This window comes from Luteimonas suaedae, assembly GCF_008312895.1.
GTDB classification, from domain to species: Bacteria; Pseudomonadota; Gammaproteobacteria; order Xanthomonadales; family Xanthomonadaceae; genus Luteimonas; species Luteimonas suaedae.
The window spans coordinates 262093-285861 of the sequence record NZ_VSSP01000003.1 but is presented as its reverse complement, the minus strand read 5'-3'; the positions used below and the strand labels follow the sequence as shown (position 1 = coordinate 285861).

Genomic DNA, 23769 nt, shown 5'->3' with positions numbered 1-23769 from the left:
CAGAAGCGCTTCCACAACGGTCCGGACGCTCGAGCAACCGGTGAGCCCCCGTTTGGAACGGCAGGTCTCGTGGGCGATGTCTCCATGTCCGCGCTATAGGATCCGGTCCCCGTCGGCCAGGCATGCTGTCCTTCCATGTCGCCCAAGGGCGCCGCGGCGGAGGACGGGGGCACATCGGCGATGGATGCAGGACAAAAGCTTGCGGCGACTGCCCGACGCCTGAAAACGGAACAGAAAAAAGGCGGTCATGGCGCTAGCCGTGACCGTCACTTGGATCCTCCGGGACCCTCACGAGCCCGGTCACACAACGCCCATCGAGGCTGCGCCCGTTGAGCAAAACCGGGGTTGCCCGTTTCAATCTGCCGGCATCACCTGCAGGCGATGCCGCGCCGGTCCAGGCAGGAACGGCGTCGGCCGGCCTTGCACCCAATCGTCGTGCCCCGCGCCCCAGAACGGCGAGAGCGGATGCCCGCTCTGGCCGCCCGGCATGTGCGCGATGCCGTCGGCCTCGCGCCCGGGGGACACCACCATGCGCTGGGTGGCGCCGAACGCGGGTCCGGCCACGCGCGGCATGTGGCTGTCGCCGGCAAGCCGGTCCGGCGGCATGCACAACCGGCGCCGCCCGAGCAGCGGCACCGCGGAGGCGAGCGGATGGCAGATCGCGGCGGTATTGCGCTCGCCCCAGGTGCGGGCCGACAACGCGCCGTGCGCCGCCAACTGGCTACGCACCTCCGCGGCGGCATCCTCGAACAGCGCTGCCCAGCTCGGGAAATCCCGCGGCAGCAAGTGCATGGGTTGTTCCGTGACCAGCGGCCAGGCCACCCCTTCCAGCTGCGGCAACGCCGGCATGTCGAAGGCGTCGCCCAGTGCGGCGCGGGCGGGCGCCGTCAGGCCCAGGGCGATGCGTTCGTGCACCGCCGCGCGCCAGTCGCGCACGATCCGGTAGCCGACCGAGTCGGTGCCGGCGCGGCCCTGCCAGGTTTCGGCCGCTCCGGCCAGATCGCGCAGCGCGGGCGTCCCGGCGCGCCCGGCTTCCACGTGCAGCCGCCGCCACCAGCGCTGCAGGAACAGCGCGCGGTCGTCCAGCTGGATCGCCAGCAGGTCGCGCTCGCCGAACTGGTCCCTGGAGAACAAGCCGTCGCGAACCTGGCTGGCGCGCGCGCCCAGCGCGTATCCGCCGTCGCCCAACCGTGCCAGCGCCTGCCCGTCGACCTGCCGGTTGTTGGCGGTCCACAGGCGGCCGGAGAGCGGATCCTGCACGGCGGGAGACCTGTCGGTACGAACGGACCACGGCGCGCAAGGCGTGTTCTCCTCCTGACCGGGCGCCATCCGTGCGGCGCCGTCGCCGTCCTCCACCAGCCGCCGTGACGAACACCCTGGCCCGCGATCGGCAAGCGGGCCCAGCACGCGCCAGGCGATGCGTCCCTGCGCATCGGCGACCAGCAGATTGCCGGTCGGGATCGCTGCGCGGTCGGCCGCTTCGAACGCCTGGCGCAGATCGCCGGCCGCGGCCAGATCGGCCAGGTCGAAGTTGAGCGAGCCCGGCAGGTGTGCGACCCAGCGCAGCGCGAGCGCTTCGCCGTCCGGCAACCGGTGCATGAGCGGCCCCCAGGCGGTCTCGACGACCTCCAGAACATCCGGCGCGCCACCCGCGACTTCGATGGTCTCGCGATGGCGCACGGTCTCCGCGCAGCGTGTTGCCGCGTCCGATGCCGACGCGCAAGGCCGCACCCGCATCCAATCCGCACCGTCGGCATAGGCGTTGGTGAATCCCCAGGCGACGTGGCCGTTGCTGCCGGCGATCACCGCCGGCAATCCAGGCAACGTGAATCCGGTGACGTCGACCATGCCCCGCGGCGCCCGCCCGTCCGCATAGCGCAGCCGCGCGCGCAACCAGATGTTCGGCGCCCGCAACCCGGAATGCATGTCGTCGGCCAGCAGCGCGCGACCGTCCCGCGTCAGCGTTCCGTCCACCGCGAAGCTGTTGCTGCCGACTTCCGGCGCGGACGGCAGTGTCCCCCGCGCCGGCGCGGCGGCGGCGTCCGGCGTGGGCAGCGTCCGCAGATCGATCTCGTCGGCGGACGGCAATGCCGCATCGCCGCGCGCCGTGCCCAGCAGCGGTGCGTCCCAACGGGTGCCGTCGCGCGCCAACAGTGCGAACAGCGCCGCCGGCAGATGCCGTTCGAGCTTCCACAGCGCCAGTTCGCGGGCGTTGGCCGAGTCCTGCAGATCGAAATACATCGCATAGCCGGCCAGCGCGGAATCGGCAGGCTGCCAGGGTTCTGGCTTCTGCCGCAGCAACAGGTACGGCCACGGCCGCACCCGGAGATGCGCAAGGCCCGCGTTGACGCCTTCGGCATAGGCCTGCAGTTGCGGTCGCCTGTCGCCGGTGATGGCCTCGAGATGGCCCGCGACCCGCGCACGCATGCGGTGCATGCGCCGCTTCCTGTCCGTCGCCAGCATGCGCGGGCCGAGCAGCGCAGCCAGCTCGCCGGCGGCGTTGCGGCGCATGAGATCCATCTCGAAATAGCGCTCCTGCGCGTGGACGAAGCCGAGCGCGTGCAGGGCATCGCGCTCGTTCGCCGCCTGGATGGTGATCACGCCCAGGCGGTCGCGCTCGATCGATACGGCGGCGCCCAAGCCGGGCAGCGCCAGCTCGCCGTCCAGCCGCGGCAGGCTGCCGCGCAGCAGCGCCCATGCCAGCAGCAGCACGGCGACGACGAGCAGCGACAGCAACAGGGCCGAGCGCTTGAACAGGCGGCTCATGCGGTGTTCCGGCAAGTGGCCCGGTCCCTTCGGGAGCGGCAGGTTTTCATGGGCGGTCGTCCCCGGACGTGTCCGCGCCATGGTCCGCGTCTTCCCGCGTCCGGGCCATTACCTGCCGGGTAATGCCGGCAACCAGGTTCATCCGCTCCTGCTGCGCAGGCATTACCATCACGCTCGGAACATGATGTCACTCGGACAACATCAGGCCCTGTGCCGGGCGCGTCGGCGGCTGCAGGACACCGACCCCCACGCCGCGACGGTGGCGGACATCGCCGCCGAGGCCGGTCTTTCGCAATACCAGTTCATCCGCCGCTTCGCGGCCGTCTTCGGGGAGACGCCGCATCAATTGCGGCAGCGGCACCGGCTGGAGCGTGCCCGGGAGATGTTGCTGCTCGGCAGGCTTCCGGTGACCGACGTTTGCCTGGCGGTCGGCTTCTCCAGCCTGGGCAGTTTCAGCACCTTGTTCAGCCGTCGGTTCGGCATGCCCCCGTCGCGGTTCCGGCGGCTCGCCTCCGGCGACGACCCGGCGCGGCATCAGCCCGGCTGCCTGACGCTGATGGCGCAAGCATGGCGAACGCAATAGCAATTTTCGAGAAGCAGGCGGCATGCGGCTTTGGGACAATCGGCCGCGACTGCTCACAGTGAGACATCCGATGAAAATCAAACTGACCAGTGTGCTCGTGGACGACCAGGACAAGGCGCTGGAGTTCTACACCAAGGTGCTGGGCTTCCTCCCGAGCCAGGACATTCCGGTGGGAGGCGGGTTCCGGTGGATTACGGTGCGATCGCCCGAGGGCGGCGATGCCGAGGTGACCCTGGAGCCGAACGCCAACCCCGTCGGCAGGACCTACCAGGAAGGACTGTTCGAGCAGCGCATCCCGATCACGGCCTTCGAGGTGGACGACGTGCGCGCCGAGCACGACCGCCTCCGCCAGCTCGGCGTGCAGTTCACCACGCCGCCCACCGAAGCCGGCCCGGTGACGCTCGCGGTGTTCGCGGACACCTGCGGCAATCTCATCCAGATCTACCAGCCGCCTTCCGACCAGGCCTGATGATCCCTCGCGGGTCAGGTAAAAGGACTGGGTTCATTCGATCGATGCGTCGAATGAACCTGTCCCCCTATCGCGGACCTGCGGACGAAGCGCATCAGCGCGCAAAGGCGACCCTGTCGACCGAGAAGTCGTCGACCGCCACCCAGACGGTCAAGCCGCGGCCGAGCGACGTCCTGCCGCCCAGCGTCGGCTGCTCCCCCTGGGCAAGCTTGGGCACGAAGGCGACTTCTATCTTGCCGTCCTGCTTGCCGTTCACCTTGACGGTGTAGTTCTCGATCTTCGCCTCGGGCATCTTTTCCCTGTAGGCGTCGTACGCCACGCCCAGCGCGCGCACGCGTTCTCCATCGATCTCGACGGCGGCGTTGCCCTCGGCGGGCGCGGCTTCCTGCATGAAGGAAGCGGTGGCCAGAATGCTCATAAGGAATATCCTGCTGATCAGCATAGGAATTTTTACAACCCGAAGGTTGTCGGCCCGGTCCCGGAATCAGTTTATCACCGTATCCTGATCGGTCGCCGAATCATACTTGCGGAAGTCTCCGCCCGGCGTCGAGACATAAATCACCGGGCCGTAGTAGCCGGCCTCGGCGACGCGCTTGTCCTGCTCGGAGAAGTGGTCGCTGTTGAACTCGTCATTCGCCTTGTCGGTGCGGGTGCCATCGGCACGCGAGTAGTCGGCATGGCCGTGATACGCGCCGATCATCTCCATTCCGTCAGGCACTGGGACATTGCCGGGATTGAAGCCGTCCAGCGTGCCGGGCATCGGCGTGGTGACGTAGAAATTGCCGTCCGCGTCCTCGAGTACCAGGCCGCCGTTTTCGCGGTTCGCCGCGATCGAAAGCGGATTGGAATACTCCATCATCGCGATGGCCGCCTCGTCGGCGGACGCGAACGGACCCAGCGAGGTGCCCGGCGGCACCAGCGGGGCGACCGCGCCGACATTCACCGGAACGGTGCGGTCTTCGGCGATCGCGTCGGCCGCCCGGTCGGTCAGTGCTTCGTCGGTGTAGCAGGCCTGGGCGTCTTCCTCGACCTGCGCGACCAGGTCGTAGGCGCGATCGCGCTGCTCCTGGGTCGCATCCGGAGAAACCAGGCGGTCGACGACGCCCTGGTAGCGCGGATTGTCCCTGTCCGGCGTCAGCGCATTCTGGACCGCATCAACGACGCGATCGACGACTCCACCGATGTCGATGCCCATGGTCTGGTTTCCTCACGAGTTCCGGGTCGGGATCCGATGCGGGAATGCTGTTTCCGATCGCGGCGGACGGCAAGCTAGGGGGCCCCCTAGGGCCTGCGCGGGAGGAGCCCATCATGCGCCTGATGGCCCGCAGCTCTCTTCCCGACCGAGGGAGAGGAAAGGCGGCATCCATGGCTGGGCCACCGGAGCGTTCGTGGTGACTACACTCGGAAAGCCGGCCGCATCTGCTCGATCTCGCCACGCGCGATCCCCAGCCGCTGCGCTTCTTCCCTCCAGTGTTGTGCACCAGCCGCGCCCCCACCGACGACACCTTCCCCGTTGCCCCGAACCCTTGTGGGAGCGACGGCAGTCGCGACCAAGTGCCAGAGCAATGACGTCTTCTCGCTCCAGGCGGGACCATTCCTTCACCACTCACCTTGGCGCCGCGATCGAATCGCTCGAGCCTTGAGGCGGCAATGCCGGCGAAAGCCGGCGTTGTCATTTTTACCCGTTCGACACCTCCTCCGGCGTAGAGCGGAGCTTGCTGCGATGATGCGATAGAGCGCTTCCTCTTCGCCCAGATCGCGCAGGATCATCCCGTGGCGCCGCCGGCAATGGACTCGATGTAGTCGACGACCACCTGGGCCTTGCCCATCCGAACCAGCGCATCGGGCGTCTGGTAGTCGAAGTCCGGTAGCGGCTCGTTCATGAACCAGAAGATCGCTCTGGTGCGGTCGCCGCCAGCCGCGTCCTCGGCCGCGGCGAGCACGCGCACCACCTCGCGGAGATAGTGCTGCAGGCTTTCGTTCTGGGGACGGGCCGCAGGCGTGTTGCGGCTGACGCGCGCTCGCTCGGCCAGGCTCTGGATCTGAAGACCCAGGGCTTCACCGATCCGGTGCGGCGACAGATAAGGACGGCCAGGCTCTCGGAAGGTTTCCGCCAGACTGCCCTGAGGAGTCATGACAGCGTTCATGCGCTCGGTTCCCGTGTAATGACGCACTAATAATGCACGTTATTAGCACGAAAAACAATCGCTTCATCGGAGTATCTGCCAGTCACGCCTTTTCGAGCTGGCAACCCACACGACGGCCTTTGTGGCGCGATACGCTCACTCGCGCCCGCGCCGGAGAACGCCATCCACCGCTCGACAGGAGATCCGTCATGCACTTCCGTCAGGTCCGCTCCGTGCTTTTCGTGGTTTCGATACTGGCCTGTGCCGCGGCTGCGGCGCCCGCCCTCGCAGCGGAGCCCGTCGATCCGCAAGCGATCGCCGAGGCGAGCGGCGCCAAGCCGACCGTGGCAGACGATGGCGTCGTCCGGATCGGCTGGAGTCGCCAGGATGTCGAGGTCACCGTCGATGGGATGGTGCTGCCGCCTGCGGCCGGCCTGGGCTCATGGGCGGCGTTCACCGCGACCGATGCCGGGGCGATGGTCATGGGCGACACGGTGGTGTTCCAGGACGAGGTGGACGCGGCGATGGATGCGGCCTTCGCGCATGGACTCGAGGTCACCGGGCTGCACAATCATTTCTTCTACGACTCGCCCAAGGTTTACTTCATGCACATCGGCGGCATGGGCGAGCCGGAGCCGCTGGCTGCCGGCGTCAAGGCGGTGTGGGAGGCGATCCGCGCCGTTCGTGCGGCGCGGCCGCAACCGGCGAGCGGCTTCGGCGGCGACACGCCGGTGCCCGGCGAACTCGACCCGGACGCGCTCGCCGAGATCGTCGGCCATCCCGCTCCGGTCGAAGGCGGCGTGGCCAAGATCACGATCGGCCGCGAGGGGCGCATGCACGGCCAGCCGATCGCCGCCTCGATGGGGCTGACGACCTGGGCGGCCTTCAGCGGCAGCGACGCGCTGGCCGCGATCGACGGCGACTTCATCATGACCGCCGACGAAGTGCAGCCGGTACTGCGCGCCCTGCGCAAGGCCGGCCTGCACGTCGTCGCGCTGCACAACCACATGACCGGCGAGCAGCCTGCGTTCTACTTCACCCATTTCTGGGGCAAGGGGCCGGCGGCGGAACTGGCGCGCGGCTTCCGCAGCGCGTTGGACGCGCAGGCCGCAGCCGCGGATGTCGCCGCCTCGCGCGCGGCGCACTGATCCCGTTGACCGGAGCTCCCTAGTGATATCGCCGTTGCGCGACATCGTTGCATTCATCGTGACCAACGCCGCCGGTTGGCAGGACGACAACGACCTGTTTTCGACCGTGGCCAGCCGGGCCTTCCGCCGGTTCGCGCTGCCGGCCGAACCGAGCGAAGAATAGTCCTGGCGGCGGTGCGCGCATTGCCGACGGCGTCCAGGCCGGACCGCCTACTTCACCCGACGACCACGCCATTGCCTGACGTATCGACGGCACCGAGTTCGGCGATCCCGCCAGCGCGATCTACGTCGGCCTACAACGGCTGGTCTGGGGACGTGAACTTCAACCTGCCGTGGCCGGGAACGGAGAAGCAGTGGTATCGCGTGACGGATACCGCGACGTGGAATGAAGGGCCGAATGCCGCCGTTGTGCCGGGCTCGGAAGCATTCATTTGTGGCGAGGGCACGGTGTATGGGCTGTAGGCGCGGTCACTGTTGTTGTTGATTGCGAAGTGAGCAACGAAGCATGTGGCGCGAACGAACAGGACCTGCAAGATCGATGTAAAAAAGCGAGTTGGAATTGAAGGTGCATCCCCGGCTCAGATGGCAGGGGTGTCCAAGGATGAAGGTTTTACGGCAAATTTATGCGCGAAGGCGCATCTCGGCATAGAAGATTTACGCGGCATCGATCGAGACTTCCGGCGTGGCCGATCCGGCCTCGCAATCGTTGCCTGACATGCGCTCCATTCGTTCTTTCGTCGATGTTTCTCATTCCCGATCCACGCGCTCGCTTGCCGGCTGCGCCGCCCTCGGGCTGTTGGCCGTAGCGACCTCGACCCATGCCGAATCGGTTAGTGGCTCGGCTGCCCTCACGTCCGACTACGTGTGGCGTGGCACGACCCAGACCCAGGGCAATCCGGCCGTGCAGGCCGGCTTCTCGCTCTCCAGCGATTCCGGTTTCTACGGCTCGATCTGGGGCTCGAACGTCGAGTTCGCACCCGAGACGCGGGCCAGCAGCGAGCTCGATCTGACGCTCGGCTGGTCCGGCACGCTGTCGGACGCCTGGGCGCTCGACACCAACCTGCTGCATTACCGCTACCCGTCGACCACGGTCGATCTGGATTGGACCGAGCTCAACGGCAGGCTGACCTATGCCGACCGCTACTGGCTTTCCCTCGGCTACTCGCCGAAAGCGCTGGGCAGCGATGACGACGGCGTCTATACGCAGGTCGGCGCCCGCTTCCCGGCAGGGGAGACTTTCGCGGTCGAAGTGGCCGCCGGCTACTACGCGCTCGACGACGTCTACGGCGACAGCTACTGGCACGGCCAGGCCAGCGCGATCTGGGCAGTGAAGGCACCGTTCGAGTTGCGGCTGGCCGCTCACACCACCGACTCCGCCGCCGAGCGCATGTTCGGCGACGAGTTCGCCGGCAGCCGCGTCGAGGCGGCGGTGCAGGCCTCGTTCTGAGGGGGATGCAGTGATGCCCAGCTGGCTCGCGTTCGTCTGTGGAATCTCGGTGGTCGCCGCGGCGGCCTACCTGCTGTTCGTGATTTTTCGTCCCGAAGACTTCTGATCCGGCGCTCCCGGCGCCGAAGTTCCCGGCTCGCGCGAACCGCAACGGCCGGAAGGAAACGATCATGATTGAAGCTGTTCTCGTATTGCTCCTGGCCATCGCCCTCGGCTGGCCGCTCGGGCGCTATCTCGCCGGCGTGATGCGCGGCGACCGTTCGCGCCTGGATGCGGTGTTCGGCCCGGTCGAGCGGACTGTCTACAAGGCACTCGGCACCTCGCCTGAGCATGGCATGAGTTGGCGTGGCTACGCCAAAGCCTTCCTGCTGAGCAACCTGGCACTGGGCGCGGTCGTCTGGGTGATGTTCATGACCCAGGCGTGGCTGCCGTTGAATCCCGACGGCATTCCGAACATGCGCTGGGACACCGCGTTGCACACGATGGTGTCGTTCCTCACCAACACCAACCAGCAGCACTACTCCGGCCAGGCCGAACTGAGCTACCTGTCGCAGAGCGTCGCCATCGTCGGCCTGCAGGTGGTCACACCGATGATGGGCCTGGCGCTTGTGGTGGCAACGCTGCGCGGGCTGTTCGGTGGGCGGCAAGCGATGACTGTTTCAGGAGAATCCGGGACATGCCCTTCGCCGCCCGTCGCAGCGTCGGTGGCCGAAGGCGCACCCCGGGATCTCGGCAACTTCTGGGTCGACGTGACCCGTGCGACGCTGCGTTTCATGCTCCCGCTGTGCCTGTTGTGGTCGGTGCTGTTGGCCTCGCAGGGCGTGCCGGCAACGTTGCAAGGTGGCCCGACGGTGGTGCCGATCGACGCCAGCGCCGGCATGGCGGAACAGAAGATCCCACTCGGCCCAGTCGCGCCGATGGTGGCGGCCAAGCAACTTGGCACCAACGGCGGCGGCTGGTACGGGCCCAACAGCTCGGTGCCGCTGGAAAACCCGACGCCGTTCTCCAACCTGCTGGAAACGCTGGCGATCATCCTGATTCCGGTCTCGCTGACCTTCATGGCCGGGGCCTATACCGGGCGGCGACGCCTGACCGGACTGGTGTTCGGCTGCATGTTGTTGATGTCGCTTGCTTCCGCGGGCACTGCGATCTGGTCCGAGGGGCACTCGGCCACTACCGCGGACCCGGCGTTGATGGAAGGCAAGGAGGTGCGTTTCGGTGCCGACGCCTCGGCATTGTGGGGCGCGCTGACCACCCAGACCAGCAACGGCTCGGTCAACAGCATGCACGACTCGCTGGCGCCACTGACCGGAGGCGTGGCGATCACCAACATGTTGATCAACGCGATCTGGGGCGGCGTCGGCTGCGGTTTGCAGCAGTTCCTGGTCTACCTGTTGTTGAGTGTGTTCCTGGCCGGGCTGATGACCGGACGCACGCCGGAACTGTTCGGGCGCAAGATCGAGGCGCCCGAGGTCCGACTCTTGGCTCTGCTGATTCTGCTGCAGCCGCTCGTGCTGCTCGGCTTCACCGCGGTGACCATCGCGGTGCCGGCGCTGACCGGCAATTCCAACCCGAGCTTCCACGGCATCAGCCAGGTCTTCTACGAGTACACCTCGGCGTTCGCCAACAACGGTTCCGGCTTCGAGGGCCTGGGCGACGCCACGCCCTGGTGGAACCTGACCTGCGTCCTGCTGCTCATCCTCGGCCGCTACCCGGCATTGATCGTGCCGCTGGCCGTCGCCGGACTGATGGCGCGCAAGCGGGTCACGCCGGAAAGCAGCGGCACGCTGCAGGTCGAAACGCCGACGTTCGCCCTGACCCTGATCGCCGTGGTCGCGGTGCTGACCATCCTGCAATTCATGCCGGTGCTGGTGCTCGGCCCGATCGCCGAACACCTGGCCCTGATCGGCGCCCCGGCCGCCGGCCTGTGAGGTAAAGAACAGTGAATTCAACCTCTTCCCCCACCCAGGTCCATCTGGGCCCGACCCGCCGGCAGTCGCTGGCCGGACTGGACGGCACCGCGATTCGCGCGGCCCTGATCGATTCCGTCCGCAAGCTGTCGCCCCGACAGGCACTGAAAAGCCCGGTCATGGCGGTGGTACTGCTGGGCACCGTGCTGGCGGCATTGATCGCCGCGTTCGGTCCCGGTAGCGGTGGCTTCGGCCTGGCGGTCACCCTGATCCTGTTGGTGACCGTGCTGTTCGCCAACTTCGCCGAGGCGATTGCCGAAGCCCGCGGACGCGGCCAGGCAGCCTCGTTGCGGGCGGCGCGCCGCGACCTGGTCGCGCGCCGGCTGGAGGGTGCCGACCGCTCCGCCGGCGAGTCGCACATCGCCGCGACCATGCTGCGTCCAGGCGACCTGGTGATCGTCTCCGAGGGCGAACTGGTGCCCGCCGACGGCGAGATCATCGAAGGCGTGGCGACCATCAACGAGGCCGCGGTCACCGGAGAGTCGGCACCGGTGCTGCGCGAGGCCGGTACCGATCGCTCCGGCGTAATCGGCGGTACCAGGGTGTTGTCGGACGAGATCGTGGTCCGGGTCAGCGCCGAGCCGGGACACAGCTTCCTCGACCGGATGATTGCCTTGGTCGAGGGCGCCAACCGGCAGAAGACGCCCAACGAGGTCGCGCTGACCATGCTGCTGGCGGCAATGACACTGACCTTCCTGATCGTGGTCGCGACCCTGCCGGCGCTGGCCGGGTTCGTGGGTGCCGAGCTCGATCCACTGCTGTTGATCGCATTGCTGGTGTGCCTGGTTCCGACCACGATCGGTGGCCTGCTGCCGGCGATCGGCATCGCCGGCATGAACCGCGCGCTGTCGGCGAACGTGTTGGCCAAGTCGGGCAAGGCGGTGGAAATCGCCGGTGATGTCGACGTGCTGTTGCTCGACAAGACCGGCACGATCACCCATGGCGACCGCCAGGCCACCGCATTCCACCCGTTGGCCGGCGTCGGTGCGGCCGAACTGCGCGAGGCCGCGCTGCTGTCATCGCTGGCGGATCCAACGCCGGAAGGCAAGTCGATCGTCGCCCTGGCCCGCGAGCAGGGCTGCCATGTGGCCGAGCCCGAACAGGCGCACTACGTGCAGTTCACCGCGCAGACGCGCATGTCGGGCGTCGACCTGATCGGCCGTGACCGCGCGCCGCGGACGATCCGCAAGGGCGCGGTGGACGCGGTCTCCGCCCACATCCATGCACTTGGCGGCGAAGTCGCGGTGGAGCTGATCGCACGCGTCGAGCAAGTTGCCCGCGGCGGTGCCACCCCGCTGGTCGTGGCCGATGGCCGTTACGTGCTAGGCGTGGTCGAGCTGTCGGACGTGGTCAAGCACGGGATCAAGGAGCGCTTCGCACGGTTGCGCGAGATGGGCGTCAGGACGGTGATGATCACCGGCGACAACCCGCTCACCGCAGCCGCGATCGCCGCCGAGGCCGGTGTCGACGACTACATTGCCGAGGCCAGGCCCGAGGACAAGCTGGCGCGCATCCGCAGCGAACAGGCCGCCGGCCGGCTGGTGGCGATGGTCGGCGACGGCACCAATGACGCGCCGGCGCTGGCCCAGGCCGACGTCGGCCTGGCGATGAACTCCGGCACGCAGGCGGCGAAGGAGGCCGGCAACATGGTCGACCTCGACAGCGACCCGGCCAAGCTGCTGGCGGTGGTCGAGGTTGGCAAGCAGCAGTTGATCACCCGTGGCGCGCTGACCACGTTCTCGCTCGCCAACGATGTATCCAAGTACTTCGCGATTTTGCCGGCGCTGTTCGCCGCCGCCATACCGCAAATGGCCGGGCTCAACATCATGCAGCTGTCCAGTCCGACCAACGCGGTGCTTTCGGCGCTGGTCTTCAACGCGCTCATCATCCCGGCGCTGATTCCCCTGGCGCTGGCCGGCGTGCGCTTCAGGCCCGCCTCGGCGGTATCGCTGCTGCGCCGGAACATGCTGCTCTACGGCCTGGGTGGCGTGCTGCTGCCGTTCGCGGCCATCAAGCTGATCGACATGGGCCTCGTGGCCCTGGGAGCCTGACATGACGACAATCACCCACCATCGCGCCGCGGTACTGGACGACCGCGTCAGGCCACGCGCGATGATCGTGTTCGCCGCGATCACCCTGGTCGGCTTCGGCCTGCTCTATTCGCTGGCCGGCACTGCGCTCGGGCGCTCGCTATTCCCGCACCAGGCCACCGGCAGCCTGATCGTGGTCGCTGGTGAGCCGCGCGCCTCGGCGCTGGTTGCGCAGCCGGTCGCCGACCCGCGCTACTTCCGCCCGCGTCCGTCGGCGGCGGACTACGACCCGATGGGCGTATCCGGCAGCAACCAGGCCCGCACCAATCCCGACCTGCGCGCGCGCATCGCGGCGTTGACCGCCGAGGTGGCAGCGCGGGAAGGCATCCCGGCATCGGAGGTGCCGGGCGAACTGGTCACCCAGTCCGGCGGCGGCATAGACCCGCACCTCTCGCCCGAGGGTGCGCGCGTGCAGACGGCTCGCGTCGCCCGCGAGCGCGGTCTGACCGAAAGCCAGATCGCCACCCTGGTCGACGAGCACGTCGAAGCGCCGACCTGGGGATTGCTCGGGCAACCGCGCGTCAACGTGACGCGGCTCAACTTCGCTCTGGATGCCCTTGACTGATCGACCCTGCCAACGGACCGGCTCCATCGGCTTGGCCGGGCATATGCCCGGTCGGGCTCTTGCCTGTCGCACAATGCCCCGATGAGCGAATCCCGCAGCGCCCAGGCCGATGCCCTGATCGGCGAACTGAGCCGGCAGCAGGCCGGCCGTCTGACGGTGTTTCTCGGTGCCGCGCCCGGCGTTGGCAAGACCTACGCCATGCTTTCGCGCGCGCGCGAGCTGCAGCGGCGCGGCGTCGATCTAGTGGTCGGCATCGCCGAGACCCACGGTCGCAGCGAGACCGCCGCGCTGCTCGAAGGGCTCGCGGTCTTGCCGTGCAAGCGTGTCGAGTACCGCAGCCGGGTGTTTGAGGAACTCGACCTCGATGCCCTGCTCGAGCGCAAACCGCAACTCGCACTGGTCGATGAACTGGCGCACCGCAACGTGCCGGGCAGCCGCCACGAGCGGCGCTGGCAGGACGTGCTCGAGCTGCTCGATGCCGGCATCGACGTCTACACCACGGTCAACATCCAGCACCTGGAAAGCCTCAATGACGTCGTTCACCGCATCACCGGCGTGCGCGTCAGCGAGACCGTGCCGGATGCGATGTTCGACAGACTGCGTGACATCGTTCTGGTCGACCTGCCGCCGCGCGAGCTGATCGAGCGCCTGCAGCAGGGCAAGGTTTACGTACCGGACCAGGCCGCTCACGCGCTCAAGGCGTTCTTCTCTCCCAGCAACCTGACCGCGCTGCGCGAACTGGCGATGCAGACCGCCGCCGACCGCGTCGATGTCGACCTGCGCGAGGCGCGGAGCGCTCGCGGCCTGCCCGGCACGCCGATCCGGCGACGGGTGATGGTTGCGATCGACGGCCGTGGGCAGTCCGAGTACTTGGTGCGCGTAGTGCGCCGCCTCGCCGAACGCCGTGACGCGCCGTGGACCGTGGTTACCGTGCAGGCCGGCGGCCTGCCGGACGAAGCCCGCCAGCTCGAGCTCGACCGCGCATTCGCGCTGGCCCGCCGTCTCGGCGGCGATACCGTGGCGCTGCATGGCGACAACATCGTCGACGCGCTGCTCGACCACGCCAGCCGGATCGGTGCCAGCACCCTCGTGCTTGGGCGCACCCGCGAACGGCCGTTCGCGCGGATGTTCAACCGCACCATCACCCAGCAACTGCTCCAGCGTGGTGCGCATTTCGAATTGACCATCATCAGCCCGCCCGAGGCGCGTGCCAGGGCGCGCCGCTCATTGCGTGAGCTGGGGAATTACCTGGGCCGCCACGATGCGATCTGGGCGGTGATGGCAGCTGCCGCCGCGACTGCGCTGGGCTCCAGCGCCGAACGCTGGCTCGGACTGACCGACCTGTCGATGGTGTTCATCGTCGCAGTGGTGCTGGTGGCCGCGCGCACCCGCATGTCCGCCGCGGTGATCGCGGCGACATTGTGCTTCCTGGCCTACAACTTCTTCTTCATCGATCCGCGCTACACCTTCTATATCGGCGCGCGGCAGGGCGTGACCACCGTGGTCCTGTTCCTGGTTGCCGCGCTGGTGGCCGGGCGGCTGGCATCGAAGCTGCACGCGCAAGTACTGGCGCTGCGAGCGGCCAACGCGCAGGCGACGAGCTTGCAGACGCTGGGCCGGCAACTCGCCGCCGCCGCGGACCTGGGCCAGGTCCTGCAGGCCGGCCGCGAGGCGTTGCAGCGCTCGCTCGACGCGGAAGTCGTGATCGAGGCCGATACACAGCGCCTGCAAGGAGAAGGCGTCCCCGAGCTGGGCGACAAGGAACGCGCGGCAGCGGACTGGGTCGTCCAGCATGGCGAGGTTGCCGGTCGCTTCACCGATACCCTCACCGGTTCCGACTGGTGGTTCATGCCGCTGAAGATCGCCAGGGGCGAAGGGGGCGTCGTTGGGCTGCGGTTGCCGTCGCAGGTGCATCGCCTCGGCATCGAGCAGCGTCGCCTCGCCGAGACGATGGTCGAAGACATCGCGCAGTCCATTGTCCGCACCCGGCTGGTAGCCGACCTCGAAGATGCCCGCGTGAGCGGCGAAACCGAACGGCTGCGTTCGGCCCTGCTGTCCTCGGTGTCGCACGACCTGCGCTCGCCGTTGTCGGTGATCATCGGAGCGGCCAGCAGCCTGGACAACTACGCCGATGCGCTGAGCCGAGAAGACCGGCGCGAGTTGCTGGAGACGATTCGGGTTGAGGGAGAGCGGCTCGATCGCTACATCCAGAACCTGCTCGACATGACCCGGCTCGGCCATGGCCGGCTGACCCTCAACCGCGACTGGATCGGCGTGGACGAGTTGATCGGATCGGCGGTGGCGAGGCTGCAGCGCTATGAGCCCAAGGCCCGGTTCGAGATCGTGGTAGAGCCCGGTCTGGAGCCGCTCTGGGTGCATCCCGCCCTCGTCGAGCAAGCGTTGTTCAACGTGCTGGAGAATGCCGTCAAGTTCTCGCCGCCGGGCGAAGCCGTGCGGATCGATGCCCGCGCCGCCGACGGGCAGTTGCGGATCAATGTCGAGGACCGCGGTCCGGGCATCCCCGAGGACGAGCGCAAGCGCATCTTCGACATGTTCTACAGCGTCGAACGCGGCGACCGTGGCCGTCAGGGTACCGGCCTGGGCCTGGCGATCTGCCAGGGCATGATCGGTGCGCACGGCGGCAGCGTCGCGGCGCTGCCCGGCGCGGATGGCCACGGCACCGTCATCAGGATTACGATCCCACGGATCGAACCTGAACCCCGCACGACACCATGACGTCCCCCACCTCGCCAGCGCAGGGTTCGGCGCCTCCGGCGCGAATCCTGGTCATAGACGACGAGCCGCAGATCCGCAAGTTCCTGGACATCAGCCTGCGGGCGCAGGGTTATGCAGTCGCGCTCGCCGATTCGGGTGGCACGGGGCTGGAAATGCTGGCGACCGGAGGCGCCGACCTGGTCATCCTCGACCTCGGGTTGCCGGATCGCGACGGTCATGAAGTCCTGCGTGAGCTCCGGCAGTGGTCTTCCGTCCCCGTGGTCCTGCTGACCGTCCGTTCCGGTGAAGGGGAGAAGGTCATGGGCCTGGACGCGGGCGCCAACGACTACGTGACCAAGCCCTTCGGCGTGCAGGAACTGATGGCGCGCGTCCGTGCCTTGTTGCGGACCCACGCCGCTCCGAGCGACACCGCACCGGTCTTCGACGACGGCACGCTCCGCATCGACCTAGCCCACCGGGAAGTATCGCTTTCCGGAAAGCCGGTCACCTTGACCCGCAAGGAATACGCCCTGCTGGCTCTGTTGGTCCAACATGCCGGCCGTGTCGTGACCCAGCCGCAGATCCTGCGCGAGGTGTGGGGCCCGACCCACGAGGAAGACAACCACTACCTGCGCATCCTGGTCGGCAAGCTGCGGCACAAGCTTGGCGACGATCCGGCGTCACCGCGGTGGATCGCCACGGAGCCTGGCGTGGGCCTGAGGCTCCTGGTGCAGGCCGAATCCGACATTTGAGTCACCGGACTTCCCGCAATCGCTGCATGACTCCGTCAGTGCGGGCGTCCAATGCCGAGTGCGCGTGTTGCAGGAGGACCTCGACCGATCGTCGCTGACACGCCAATGAGCGGCGCGCCGCCTGGACGAGCAGTACCGCATCGAAGATCGATCTGTGCTTCCTGGGCCGCTGCCTGATCTGCAGCCGGAAAGGGCCCCTGCGCCCAATGCCGCGGCAGGCTTGCCCGTGCTTGCAAGTCCTTCGCCTCAGGAGCGCCTCTTCAATCGCCCAGGATCAACGGCATCATGCGTTCAAGCATGGCGCGCAGCGTTTGCGGCGGAAGATCCGGTTCGCGTATGGCGCGTATCGCCAGTCCTTCGACGAAGCAACTCATCAGCGCAGCCCGCAACTGGACATCGGCTTCCGGCGCCTCGCGCCCTAGCGCCGCATCGCGGCGGCGGAACCAGGCCATGAGCGCCTGGCGGGTCTGTTGCTCGGAACGCCGCAACGCGTCGGCCACGAGCGGATCGCGCAGGCTTTCGGCTGCGATTTCGCCGTTCAGTCCGGCATGCCACAGATCCGGATCGCCCTTGGCCCATAACCCATACGCCTGCCCGAGCTCGGTGACGAAGTCGGTCGAAGCCTGCAAACGATCCAGGTTCTCGCGGTTCTCCTCCAGCTGCATCTCGATGATGGCCAGGATGATCGCGCGCTTGTTCTCGAAGTAGCGGTAGACCAGGCCCTGGCTGATGCCGGCGTCGGCCGCGATGTCGCTGATGGTCGCGGCATGGAACCCGCGCGCGATGAAGCACCGCTTGGCCGACAGCAGGATGTGTCGACGACGTGCGTCGAGCGGCTTTTCAGGTTCTGGCGACATGTGTGGTGACGGCTGTGGAGGCGGGCATCGGGCAAGCCTCCCAAGGAGCGAAACGGCGCCGCACCTTACCACGCCCGGAGCAAGAATGAACGTTCATTCAGTTGTAACGAACGCGCTTCAGGCTCTCGCTCGCTCCCCACCCATATGGAACATTCATGCGTCATCCCCTCTCCCGCGCCATCGCGCAGGCGGTGCGTTCGCGCGCCCTCGTTTGCCTCCCACTATCCCTGCTGCCGTCGCTAGCACTGGCCCAAGCCGCCATGCAGCCCACGGAACTGGACGCTGTCGTTGTCTCCGCGCCGATCGTGTCCTCGCAGTCGGAGTCGATCGAGCTCAAGCGCGAAGCGATCGGTGTGGTCGACGCCATCGCCTCGGATGCCATCGGTGATTTCCCCGACCAGACCGCTGCCGCGGCGCTGTCCCGCCTGCCCGCGGTCGCGGTGCAGCGCGACCAGGGGCAGGAACGCTACATCCAGGTCCGCGGCGCGCCATCGCGCTGGACCGCGACGGCCTTCGACGACATCAACGTGGTCGGCGCCGACGAGCGTGTCTTCCGCTTCGACTCCGTGCCGGCCAGCCTGATCGACGTGGTGACGGTCAACAAGACGCTGACACCGGAAATGCCCGCCGAAGCGTTGGCCGGCCGCGTCAACATAGAAACCGTTTCGCCGATGAGCAAGCGTGGCTTCAGCGGTCAACTCGGCGTGGGCTACGGACCGATGGAACTGGGCGATGGCAAGCAGCGTCAGGGCGATGCGCGGCTTTCGTGGAGCAACGATACCTTCGGCGTGCTGATCGGCGGATCCACCTACAGCCGCGACCAGCTGACCGACAACCGCGAGTTCGACTACGACGAGAACGGCATACCAACCACCTTCGACTTCCGCAGCTATCAGCTCGAACGTGAAACCAACTCCGGCATGCTGAAGCTGGAGTGGCGTCCAGCCGATGGCCACCGCCTGGAGCTGAATTCTCTATACACGGAATTCAAGGATCACGAGTACCGCAACCAGTACATCTTCGACCTCGGCGGTGCGCTCGGCGGCGAGGCCGGCATCGACAGCGGCTCGCTGGTTGGCGTACCCGTGGCTGCAAGCCTGCAGGACGGCAACTACGCCAACTCGGTATGGACGACGACGCTCGGCGGCGACCACGCGCTGGACGTCTGGACCCTCGGCTGGGACGTGAACGTCACCCGGACCGAAGGCACCACCGAGTTGCCGATGATCCGCCAGGTGCAGACCGATCCCAGCCAGTTCGTTTCGCTGGATTACGATCGCCGCAATCCGAATCTGCCGATCCTGGATCTGTACACGACCGTGCAGGGCGATGCCGGGTTCTCTCGTGGCGACCCGGTCGCCGATCTCGACCAGGCCGGTTTCGGCATGGATCTGTTGATTCCGATCAACATGACCACCGAAGCCGACACGGTCACCTTCAAGTTCGACGCCTCTCGGGATCTTTCCCTCGCCGACGGCGCGCGCTTGAGCGTCGGCGCCCAGGTTGATCAACGCAAGGTCGAAGGCAACACGTACGGTTCGTCGCCCGCTGTCCCGGTCTCTGCGTACGCCGAGGCGCTGGGCCTGCCGTGGGACATCGATCCGTTCGTGACCAACAACCCCTGGGACTCGAAGTTCCCGCGCGGCTTCGGCGTCAACTATGTGGACAACGCCGGCGTGCGCAGGATGCTGGAGCAGACCCTGGCCCAGCTGCAGGCGGCGGGCCTGTACGACCCGGCCGACGCCGTCAATCCGGCCTCGAGGTTCGAACTGGACGAGGACGTCCAGGCCGCCTATGCGCAGCTGGAAGTCGAGCGCGGCGTGCACCAGTTCCTGGCCGGCGTGCGCATCGAACGCGCCACGCTGGACAGTCGCGGCAACCTGGTCGCGCCGGACGGGACCCGCACGCCGGTGACGATCGAGCAGGACCGCACCGACGTGTTCCCGTCGCTGCACTGGAACACCGATCTGAGCGGCAACCTCAAACTGCGCAACGCGCTGGTGACCGGCCTGGCGCGACCGGGATTCGCCGACCTGCGTGCCAGCGTCGGCGTCAACGACACCGACCGCGTGATCTCCGGCGGCAATCCGGAGCTGACGCCGGAGCGCGCCTGGGGCTATGACGGTTCGCTGGAATGGTACTTCGACGAAGCTTCCATCCTCGCGCTGAACGTGTTCTACCGCGATGTGCGCGACGTTCTATTCAGCAGCACGTCCACCGTCACCGACGACCGCTATGACGCCGGCGGCATTTCGCGGGTGGGCTACGACTACGTCACCACGCTCAACGGCGGCGACGGCAGGCTCACGGGTGCGGAACTGAGCTACCAGCAACCGTTCAAGTTCCTGCCGGGGTGGATGGACGGCTTCGGCGTACAGGCGAACCTCGCCTTCATCGACGGCGAGTTCGAAGCTGCCAACGGCAGCAAGCACGACTTCAAGGGCACCTCGAAGCAGGTTCTCAACGCCTCGCTCTATTACGAAAAGTACGGCCTGTCGGCTCGCCTGGCCTATCAATGGCGCGACAAGTGGCTGGACGACGTCAACCTCGATGGCGGTGGCAACACCTATTGGGACGCGACCGAGCAACTGGACCTGTCGCTGCGCTATGCCGTCAACGAGAGCCTGAGCCTGTTCCTCGATGCCAACAACCTGACCGACGAACAGGGCCTGCGCTATCAGGGCGACAAGTCGCGTCCCCTGGAAGCCGAAGGTTTCGGTCGCCGCTACATGGCCGGCATGCGCCTACGCTTTTGATCACAAAGAGGAAGAACCATGAAGACTGCCCATACCCTGAAACGGCGCACGCTCGCACTGGCCCTGTGCTCATGCGCGCTGCCTGCCGTGGCCGAACTGCCGCGCGACTTGCAGATCGAGCGCCTCGGCCCCACCCGCATCGCCGTGGTCTGGACCGGTGCGGCGGTGGCCGGTGAGCAGTACCGGATCGCCGTGTCCGATCGCATCGATGCGCCCCTGCCGGCCTCGGTGTCACCGGTGAACGGCGCGTCCGGCCGCATCGAGATCGAGCACGCGGCAGACGTGCGACCCTACGTGCGCATCAAGGATGACGAAGGCCGCGAGAGCCTGATCGGCGAGCGCGTGCTGCCGCTCGAGGGCGGCATCAATTTCCGCGACCTGGGCGGCTACCAGGCCGGCGACGGCCGTCAGGTGCGCTGGGGCAGGCTGTTCCGCTCCGGTGCGATGGACACCCTGACCGACGGCGATTACGCCTATCTGCAACGTCTCGGCATCAAGACCATCTGCGATCTGCGTAGGCCCCAGGAGCGAAACGCCGCACCGACGCAGGCCAACCGCATCGGCCAGGAGGTGGAGTACCTGTCCTGGGACTACGAGCTGAAATTCGATGGCGACATCTTGAAGCGGGCTTTCGCCGGCGGCGGCGACCCGAAGGAGGCGGCGATCCGGATGATGTCCGGTTTCTATCGCACCATGCCGAAGGAGTTCGCGCCGCGCTACCGCACCGCATTCGACGCGTTGAAGGCCGGTGACGGCCTGCTGTTCAACTGCAGTGCCGGCAAGGACCGCACCGGCCTGCTGGCCGCGCTGGTGCTGACCACGCTGGGCGTGCCCCAGGACACGGTGATCGCCGACTACGCCATGTCGCAGCGCGTGCCCAGCCTGCAGAAACTGCGCCAGCGCAGCAGCGATCCCACCGGCGATAAAGCCGCGGACCCCACCGCCGCGGCCTTCGCGAAGCTGCCGCCGGAGGCGGTCGATGCGCTGATGGGCACGGACCCGGTGTATCTGCACTCGGCCTTCGACCAGATCCGCGCCGACTACGGTTCCATCGACGCCTATATCGAGCGCGAGCTGGGTGTCTCCCCCGCCGACCGGATCGCGCTCCAGGGGATGTACCTGGAGCCGGCGCGGTAATCCAGATCGAGCGGAACGCCGGTGCCGTGGGCGACAGTGGCCGAATCGGGCGGCGCCCATGGGTCAGGTCCGGCTCCCGGATCAAGTCCGGGGCGGGCTCTTCGGGTTGCGTCACATCTGGCCGCCAGATGGTGTTGCGCGGCGCCACACCTGGCTGACTTCAAGAGCCTGCCCCTGCGGCTTCGGCGATATCCGGAGCCCGCGTGGCGGCCTTGTTCCATGGGCGATCCTCGTTGCAGTTGCGATTCGCCCAAGGAGCCCCTGTTAGATGGAACGATTGCTTTCGAAACGATAGCCGACGCCATAAACCGAACGGACCCAGTCCTCACCCCCGACCTCGGCGAGCTTGCGGCGCAGGTTCTTGACGTGACTGTCGACGGTGCGATCGGTAACGACGCGATGGTCGGCATACAGCCGGTCCATCAGCTGCTCGCGCGAATAGACGCGCCCGGGTGATGCGGCCAGCGTGCGCAGCAGGCGGAACTCGACCTGGGTCAGGTCCAGCGGCCGGCCGTCGACACTGGCGCAGCATGCGGTCTCGTCGATCCGGAGGCCCGGTGCGGGCATGTCGCCGGGAACCAGGCGATGGCGGCGCAGGACCGCGTGAACGCGCGCGACGACCTCGCGCGGGCTGAAGGGCTTGCAGATGTAGTCGTCGGCGCCGATCTCCAGCCCGAGCAGCCGGTCGATCTCCTCGGCGCGCGCGGTCACCATGATCACCGGCACGGTCGCGTGGCGGCGCAGGTCGCGGCAGATCTCGATGCCGTCGCGGTTGGGCAGCATCAGGTCCAGCAGCACGATATCCGGCGCCTGCGCATGGAATGCGTCCATTGCACAGGCGCCATCGTCGACCCAGTGGTGCGTGTAGCCGGCCGCCTGCAGGTACTCGCCGAGCACCGCTGCCAGCCGCGGTTCGTCCTCGACGATCAACACATGGCCGGCCGCGTCCTGCATCAGTCCTCCAGCGCGGGCAGCGTCAGGACGATGCGCAGGCCGCCGAGCGACGATGCCTCGGCAACGATGTCGCCCTCGTGCGCCTCGACGATGTTTCGGCAGATCGCCAGTCCCAGGCCGCTACCGCCGCTGGCGCGGTTGCGCGAGGCATCGGCGCGGTAGAAACGCTCGAACAGCCGTGCCCGCTTGTCGGCCTCGACGACCGGTGCGCTGTCCTCGACGACGATGCGGAGCACGCCGTGTCCGCGCGTGCAGGTCACCATGACCTCGCCGCCCGCGTCGGTGTAGCGCAGCGCGTTTTCCAGCAGGTTTGCCAACAGCTGCTGCAACCGGCGTTCGTCACCGGTCATCAATAACGGTCCGGGCGTGAGTCGGGCGCGCAGTGCCAACCCGGCGGCGGCGAAGCGCGCACGCATGCCGTCGAGCACGGTGTCGAGGACCACCGCCAGATCGATCGGGGCCCGCCGGTATGCGAGCGCGCCGATGTCGGTCAGCGACAGGTCGTGCAGATCCTCGATCAGCTGACCGAGTTGACCTACCTGCTGGTGCAGCGATGACAGCGATTCCGGTGTCATCGGCCGGATGCCGTCCTGCAGCGCTTCGAGCTCGGCGCGCAGCACGGCGAGCGGCGTGCGCAGTTCGTGCGAAATATCCGCCATGAAGCTGCGCCTGGCGCGCTCGTTGTGCTCCAGCGCATGCGCAAGTTGATTGAAGTCGCGCGCCAGTTGCCCGATTTCGTCGGGCGAACCGGCATCGATGCGCGTCGCGTAGTCGCCGGCGGCCAGCCGGTGGGTCGCACCGGCCAGGCCACGCAACCGCCGCAGTAGTGTGCGCGACAGCAGCCAGCCCAGCAGCGCCGCGACCAGCACCGAAGCGGTGCCAATCAGCCACCACGCCCGCAACTGCGCGGAAAAGAACCGCGATTCGGCGCTGGCCAGCACTTTCTCGAACGACACGATCGCCATCCATCCGACGGTCTCGCCGTCCACCACGACGGGCTCGATCACGTCGTCGCGGCCGGCATCGGGGTTTCCGAGGATCACTTCGTAGTCGCGGTCGAGCAGCGCGAGACGGAATACGCCGCCAGTCTGGTCCGATACCGGCGGCGCGCGCGGAGGTTGACCCGGCGCCCGCTCGGGCTGCAGCAGCGCGATCCAGCCATCTCTGTTCGCGCGAACCTGATCCCAGCTTCCGGCACGCGCATAGCCGGCCTCCACACGCGGCATCAGTTCGGCCACCCGCGCCGCATCCTGCTCGGCGAGGTACTCGACGAAGGTACTGCGCAGGAAGATCTGCGCCGCGACGCCATAGACCAGCACCACGAATGCACACGCGGCCAGAATCGCAAGGAACAGCTTGGCGGTGATGCCGGGTCTGATCATCGACAGGGTTGCAGGAGGTGCCGCGGTGGAGGGACGGCTATTAGCTCTCCCG

General features: G+C 67.5%; 21 protein-coding genes. 14 read left to right on the top strand and 7 right to left on the bottom strand.

Going from position 1 to position 23769, the window contains the following annotated elements:
* Positions 1 to 354 precede the first annotated feature (354 nt).
* Entirely contained in the window at positions 355 to 2766 is a 2412-nt protein-coding gene (locus FXO19_RS07450; RefSeq protein WP_149194433.1) for a penicillin acylase family protein, read from the bottom strand.
* 79 nt (positions 2767 to 2845) lie between these two features.
* Between FXO19_RS07450 and FXO19_RS07445 the strand changes: the two genes are divergently transcribed.
* Positions 2846 to 3349 (top strand): helix-turn-helix domain-containing protein, encoded by a 504-nt coding sequence (locus FXO19_RS07445; RefSeq protein WP_187775676.1) that lies wholly within the window; start codon positions 2846 to 2848, stop codon positions 3347 to 3349.
* A gap of 70 nt (positions 3350 to 3419) precedes the next feature.
* Entirely contained in the window at positions 3420 to 3818 is a 399-nt protein-coding gene (locus tag FXO19_RS07440; protein WP_149194432.1) for a VOC family protein, read from the top strand.
* A gap of 94 nt (positions 3819 to 3912) precedes the next feature.
* Here the strand turns inward: FXO19_RS07440 and FXO19_RS07435 are convergent, their stop codons facing one another.
* The 3 genes from FXO19_RS07435 to FXO19_RS07425 all read right to left on the bottom strand — a co-directional run bounded on the left by FXO19_RS07435 (position 3913) and on the right by FXO19_RS07425 (position 5965).
* On the bottom strand, positions 3913 to 4236 hold the full coding sequence (locus FXO19_RS07435; RefSeq protein ID WP_149194431.1) for a hypothetical protein: 324 nt from the start codon (positions 4234 to 4236) through the stop codon (positions 3913 to 3915).
* A 66-nt stretch (positions 4237 to 4302) separates the two neighbouring features.
* A complete protein-coding gene (locus tag FXO19_RS07430; RefSeq protein WP_149194430.1) occupies positions 4303 to 5013 on the bottom strand; it encodes a DUF4329 domain-containing protein in 711 nt (236 codons plus the stop codon).
* A 571-nt stretch (positions 5014 to 5584) separates the two neighbouring features.
* Positions 5585 to 5965 carry an antitoxin Xre/MbcA/ParS toxin-binding domain-containing protein gene (locus FXO19_RS07425; RefSeq protein ID WP_149194429.1) on the bottom strand — a complete coding sequence of 127 codons (381 nt, stop codon included), beginning with the start codon at positions 5963 to 5965 and terminating at the stop codon, positions 5585 to 5587.
* Between the two features lie 188 nt (positions 5966 to 6153).
* Here FXO19_RS07425 and FXO19_RS07420 point away from each other — a divergent pair, with 188 nt between their 5' ends.
* The 10 genes from FXO19_RS07420 (at position 6154) to FXO19_RS07385 (ending at position 16631) form a co-directional block, all read left to right on the top strand.
* Positions 6154 to 7092 carry a DUF1259 domain-containing protein gene (locus FXO19_RS07420; RefSeq protein WP_149194428.1) on the top strand — a complete coding sequence of 313 codons (939 nt, stop codon included), beginning with the start codon at positions 6154 to 6156 and terminating at the stop codon, positions 7090 to 7092.
* Between the two features lie 22 nt (positions 7093 to 7114).
* Complete coding sequence (locus FXO19_RS19175) at positions 7115 to 7255, top strand: hypothetical protein (RefSeq protein ID WP_187775675.1); 141 nt, start codon at positions 7115 to 7117, stop codon at positions 7253 to 7255.
* 11 nt (positions 7256 to 7266) lie between these two features.
* Entirely contained in the window at positions 7267 to 7554 is a 288-nt protein-coding gene (locus tag FXO19_RS19765; RefSeq protein WP_343195890.1) for a hypothetical protein, read from the top strand.
* A gap of 262 nt (positions 7555 to 7816) precedes the next feature.
* The gene (locus FXO19_RS07415; RefSeq protein ID WP_255516343.1) at positions 7817 to 8539 is read left to right on the top strand and encodes a TorF family putative porin; all 723 of its coding nucleotides are present in this window, start codon (positions 7817 to 7819) and stop codon (positions 8537 to 8539) included.
* 13 nt (positions 8540 to 8552) lie between these two features.
* Positions 8553 to 8645, top strand: coding sequence for a potassium-transporting ATPase subunit F (locus FXO19_RS07410; RefSeq protein ID WP_149194427.1), 93 nt, complete (start codon positions 8553 to 8555; stop codon positions 8643 to 8645).
* A gap of 64 nt (positions 8646 to 8709) precedes the next feature.
* Complete coding sequence (kdpA, locus tag FXO19_RS07405) at positions 8710 to 10470, top strand: potassium-transporting ATPase subunit KdpA (RefSeq protein ID WP_149194426.1); 1761 nt, start codon at positions 8710 to 8712, stop codon at positions 10468 to 10470.
* Between the two features lie 68 nt (positions 10471 to 10538).
* Entirely contained in the window at positions 10539 to 12560 is a 2022-nt protein-coding gene (kdpB, locus tag FXO19_RS07400; protein ID WP_425481454.1) for a potassium-transporting ATPase subunit KdpB, read from the top strand.
* Position 12561: 1 nt separating this feature from the next.
* The gene (gene kdpC, locus FXO19_RS07395) at positions 12562 to 13164 is read left to right on the top strand and encodes a potassium-transporting ATPase subunit KdpC (RefSeq protein WP_223115448.1); all 603 of its coding nucleotides are present in this window, start codon (positions 12562 to 12564) and stop codon (positions 13162 to 13164) included.
* Between the two features lie 81 nt (positions 13165 to 13245).
* A complete protein-coding gene (locus tag FXO19_RS07390; protein ID WP_149194424.1) occupies positions 13246 to 15900 on the top strand; it encodes a sensor histidine kinase in 2655 nt (884 codons plus the stop codon).
* Complete coding sequence (locus FXO19_RS07385) at positions 15897 to 16631, top strand: response regulator (RefSeq protein ID WP_149194423.1); 735 nt, start codon at positions 15897 to 15899, stop codon at positions 16629 to 16631. Before FXO19_RS07390 ends, FXO19_RS07385 begins: the two co-directional genes overlap by 4 nt.
* A 260-nt stretch (positions 16632 to 16891) precedes the next feature.
* Here FXO19_RS07385 and FXO19_RS07380 read toward each other — a convergent pair whose 3' ends face one another.
* Entirely contained in the window at positions 16892 to 17488 is a 597-nt protein-coding gene (locus FXO19_RS07380) for a TetR/AcrR family transcriptional regulator (RefSeq protein ID WP_149194422.1), read from the bottom strand.
* Positions 17489 to 17748: 260 nt separating this feature from the next.
* Between FXO19_RS07380 and FXO19_RS07375 the strand changes: the two genes are divergently transcribed.
* Together FXO19_RS07375 and FXO19_RS07370 are read left to right on the top strand one after the other, a co-directional pair.
* Positions 17749 to 20244 (top strand): TonB-dependent receptor, encoded by a 2496-nt coding sequence (locus tag FXO19_RS07375; protein ID WP_187775673.1) that lies wholly within the window; start codon positions 17749 to 17751, stop codon positions 20242 to 20244.
* Between the two features lie 18 nt (positions 20245 to 20262).
* On the top strand, positions 20263 to 21381 hold the full coding sequence (locus FXO19_RS07370; RefSeq protein ID WP_149194420.1) for a tyrosine-protein phosphatase: 1119 nt from the start codon (positions 20263 to 20265) through the stop codon (positions 21379 to 21381).
* A 264-nt stretch (positions 21382 to 21645) separates the two neighbouring features.
* Here FXO19_RS07370 and FXO19_RS07365 read toward each other — a convergent pair whose 3' ends face one another.
* Together FXO19_RS07365 and baeS are read right to left on the bottom strand one after the other, a co-directional pair.
* Complete coding sequence (locus FXO19_RS07365; RefSeq protein ID WP_149194419.1) at positions 21646 to 22335, bottom strand: response regulator; 690 nt, start codon at positions 22333 to 22335, stop codon at positions 21646 to 21648.
* Complete coding sequence (gene baeS, locus FXO19_RS07360) at positions 22335 to 23714, bottom strand: sensor histidine kinase efflux regulator BaeS (RefSeq protein ID WP_149194514.1); 1380 nt, start codon at positions 23712 to 23714, stop codon at positions 22335 to 22337. Before baeS ends, FXO19_RS07365 begins: the two co-directional genes overlap by 1 nt.
* Positions 23715 to 23769 lie beyond the last annotated feature (55 nt).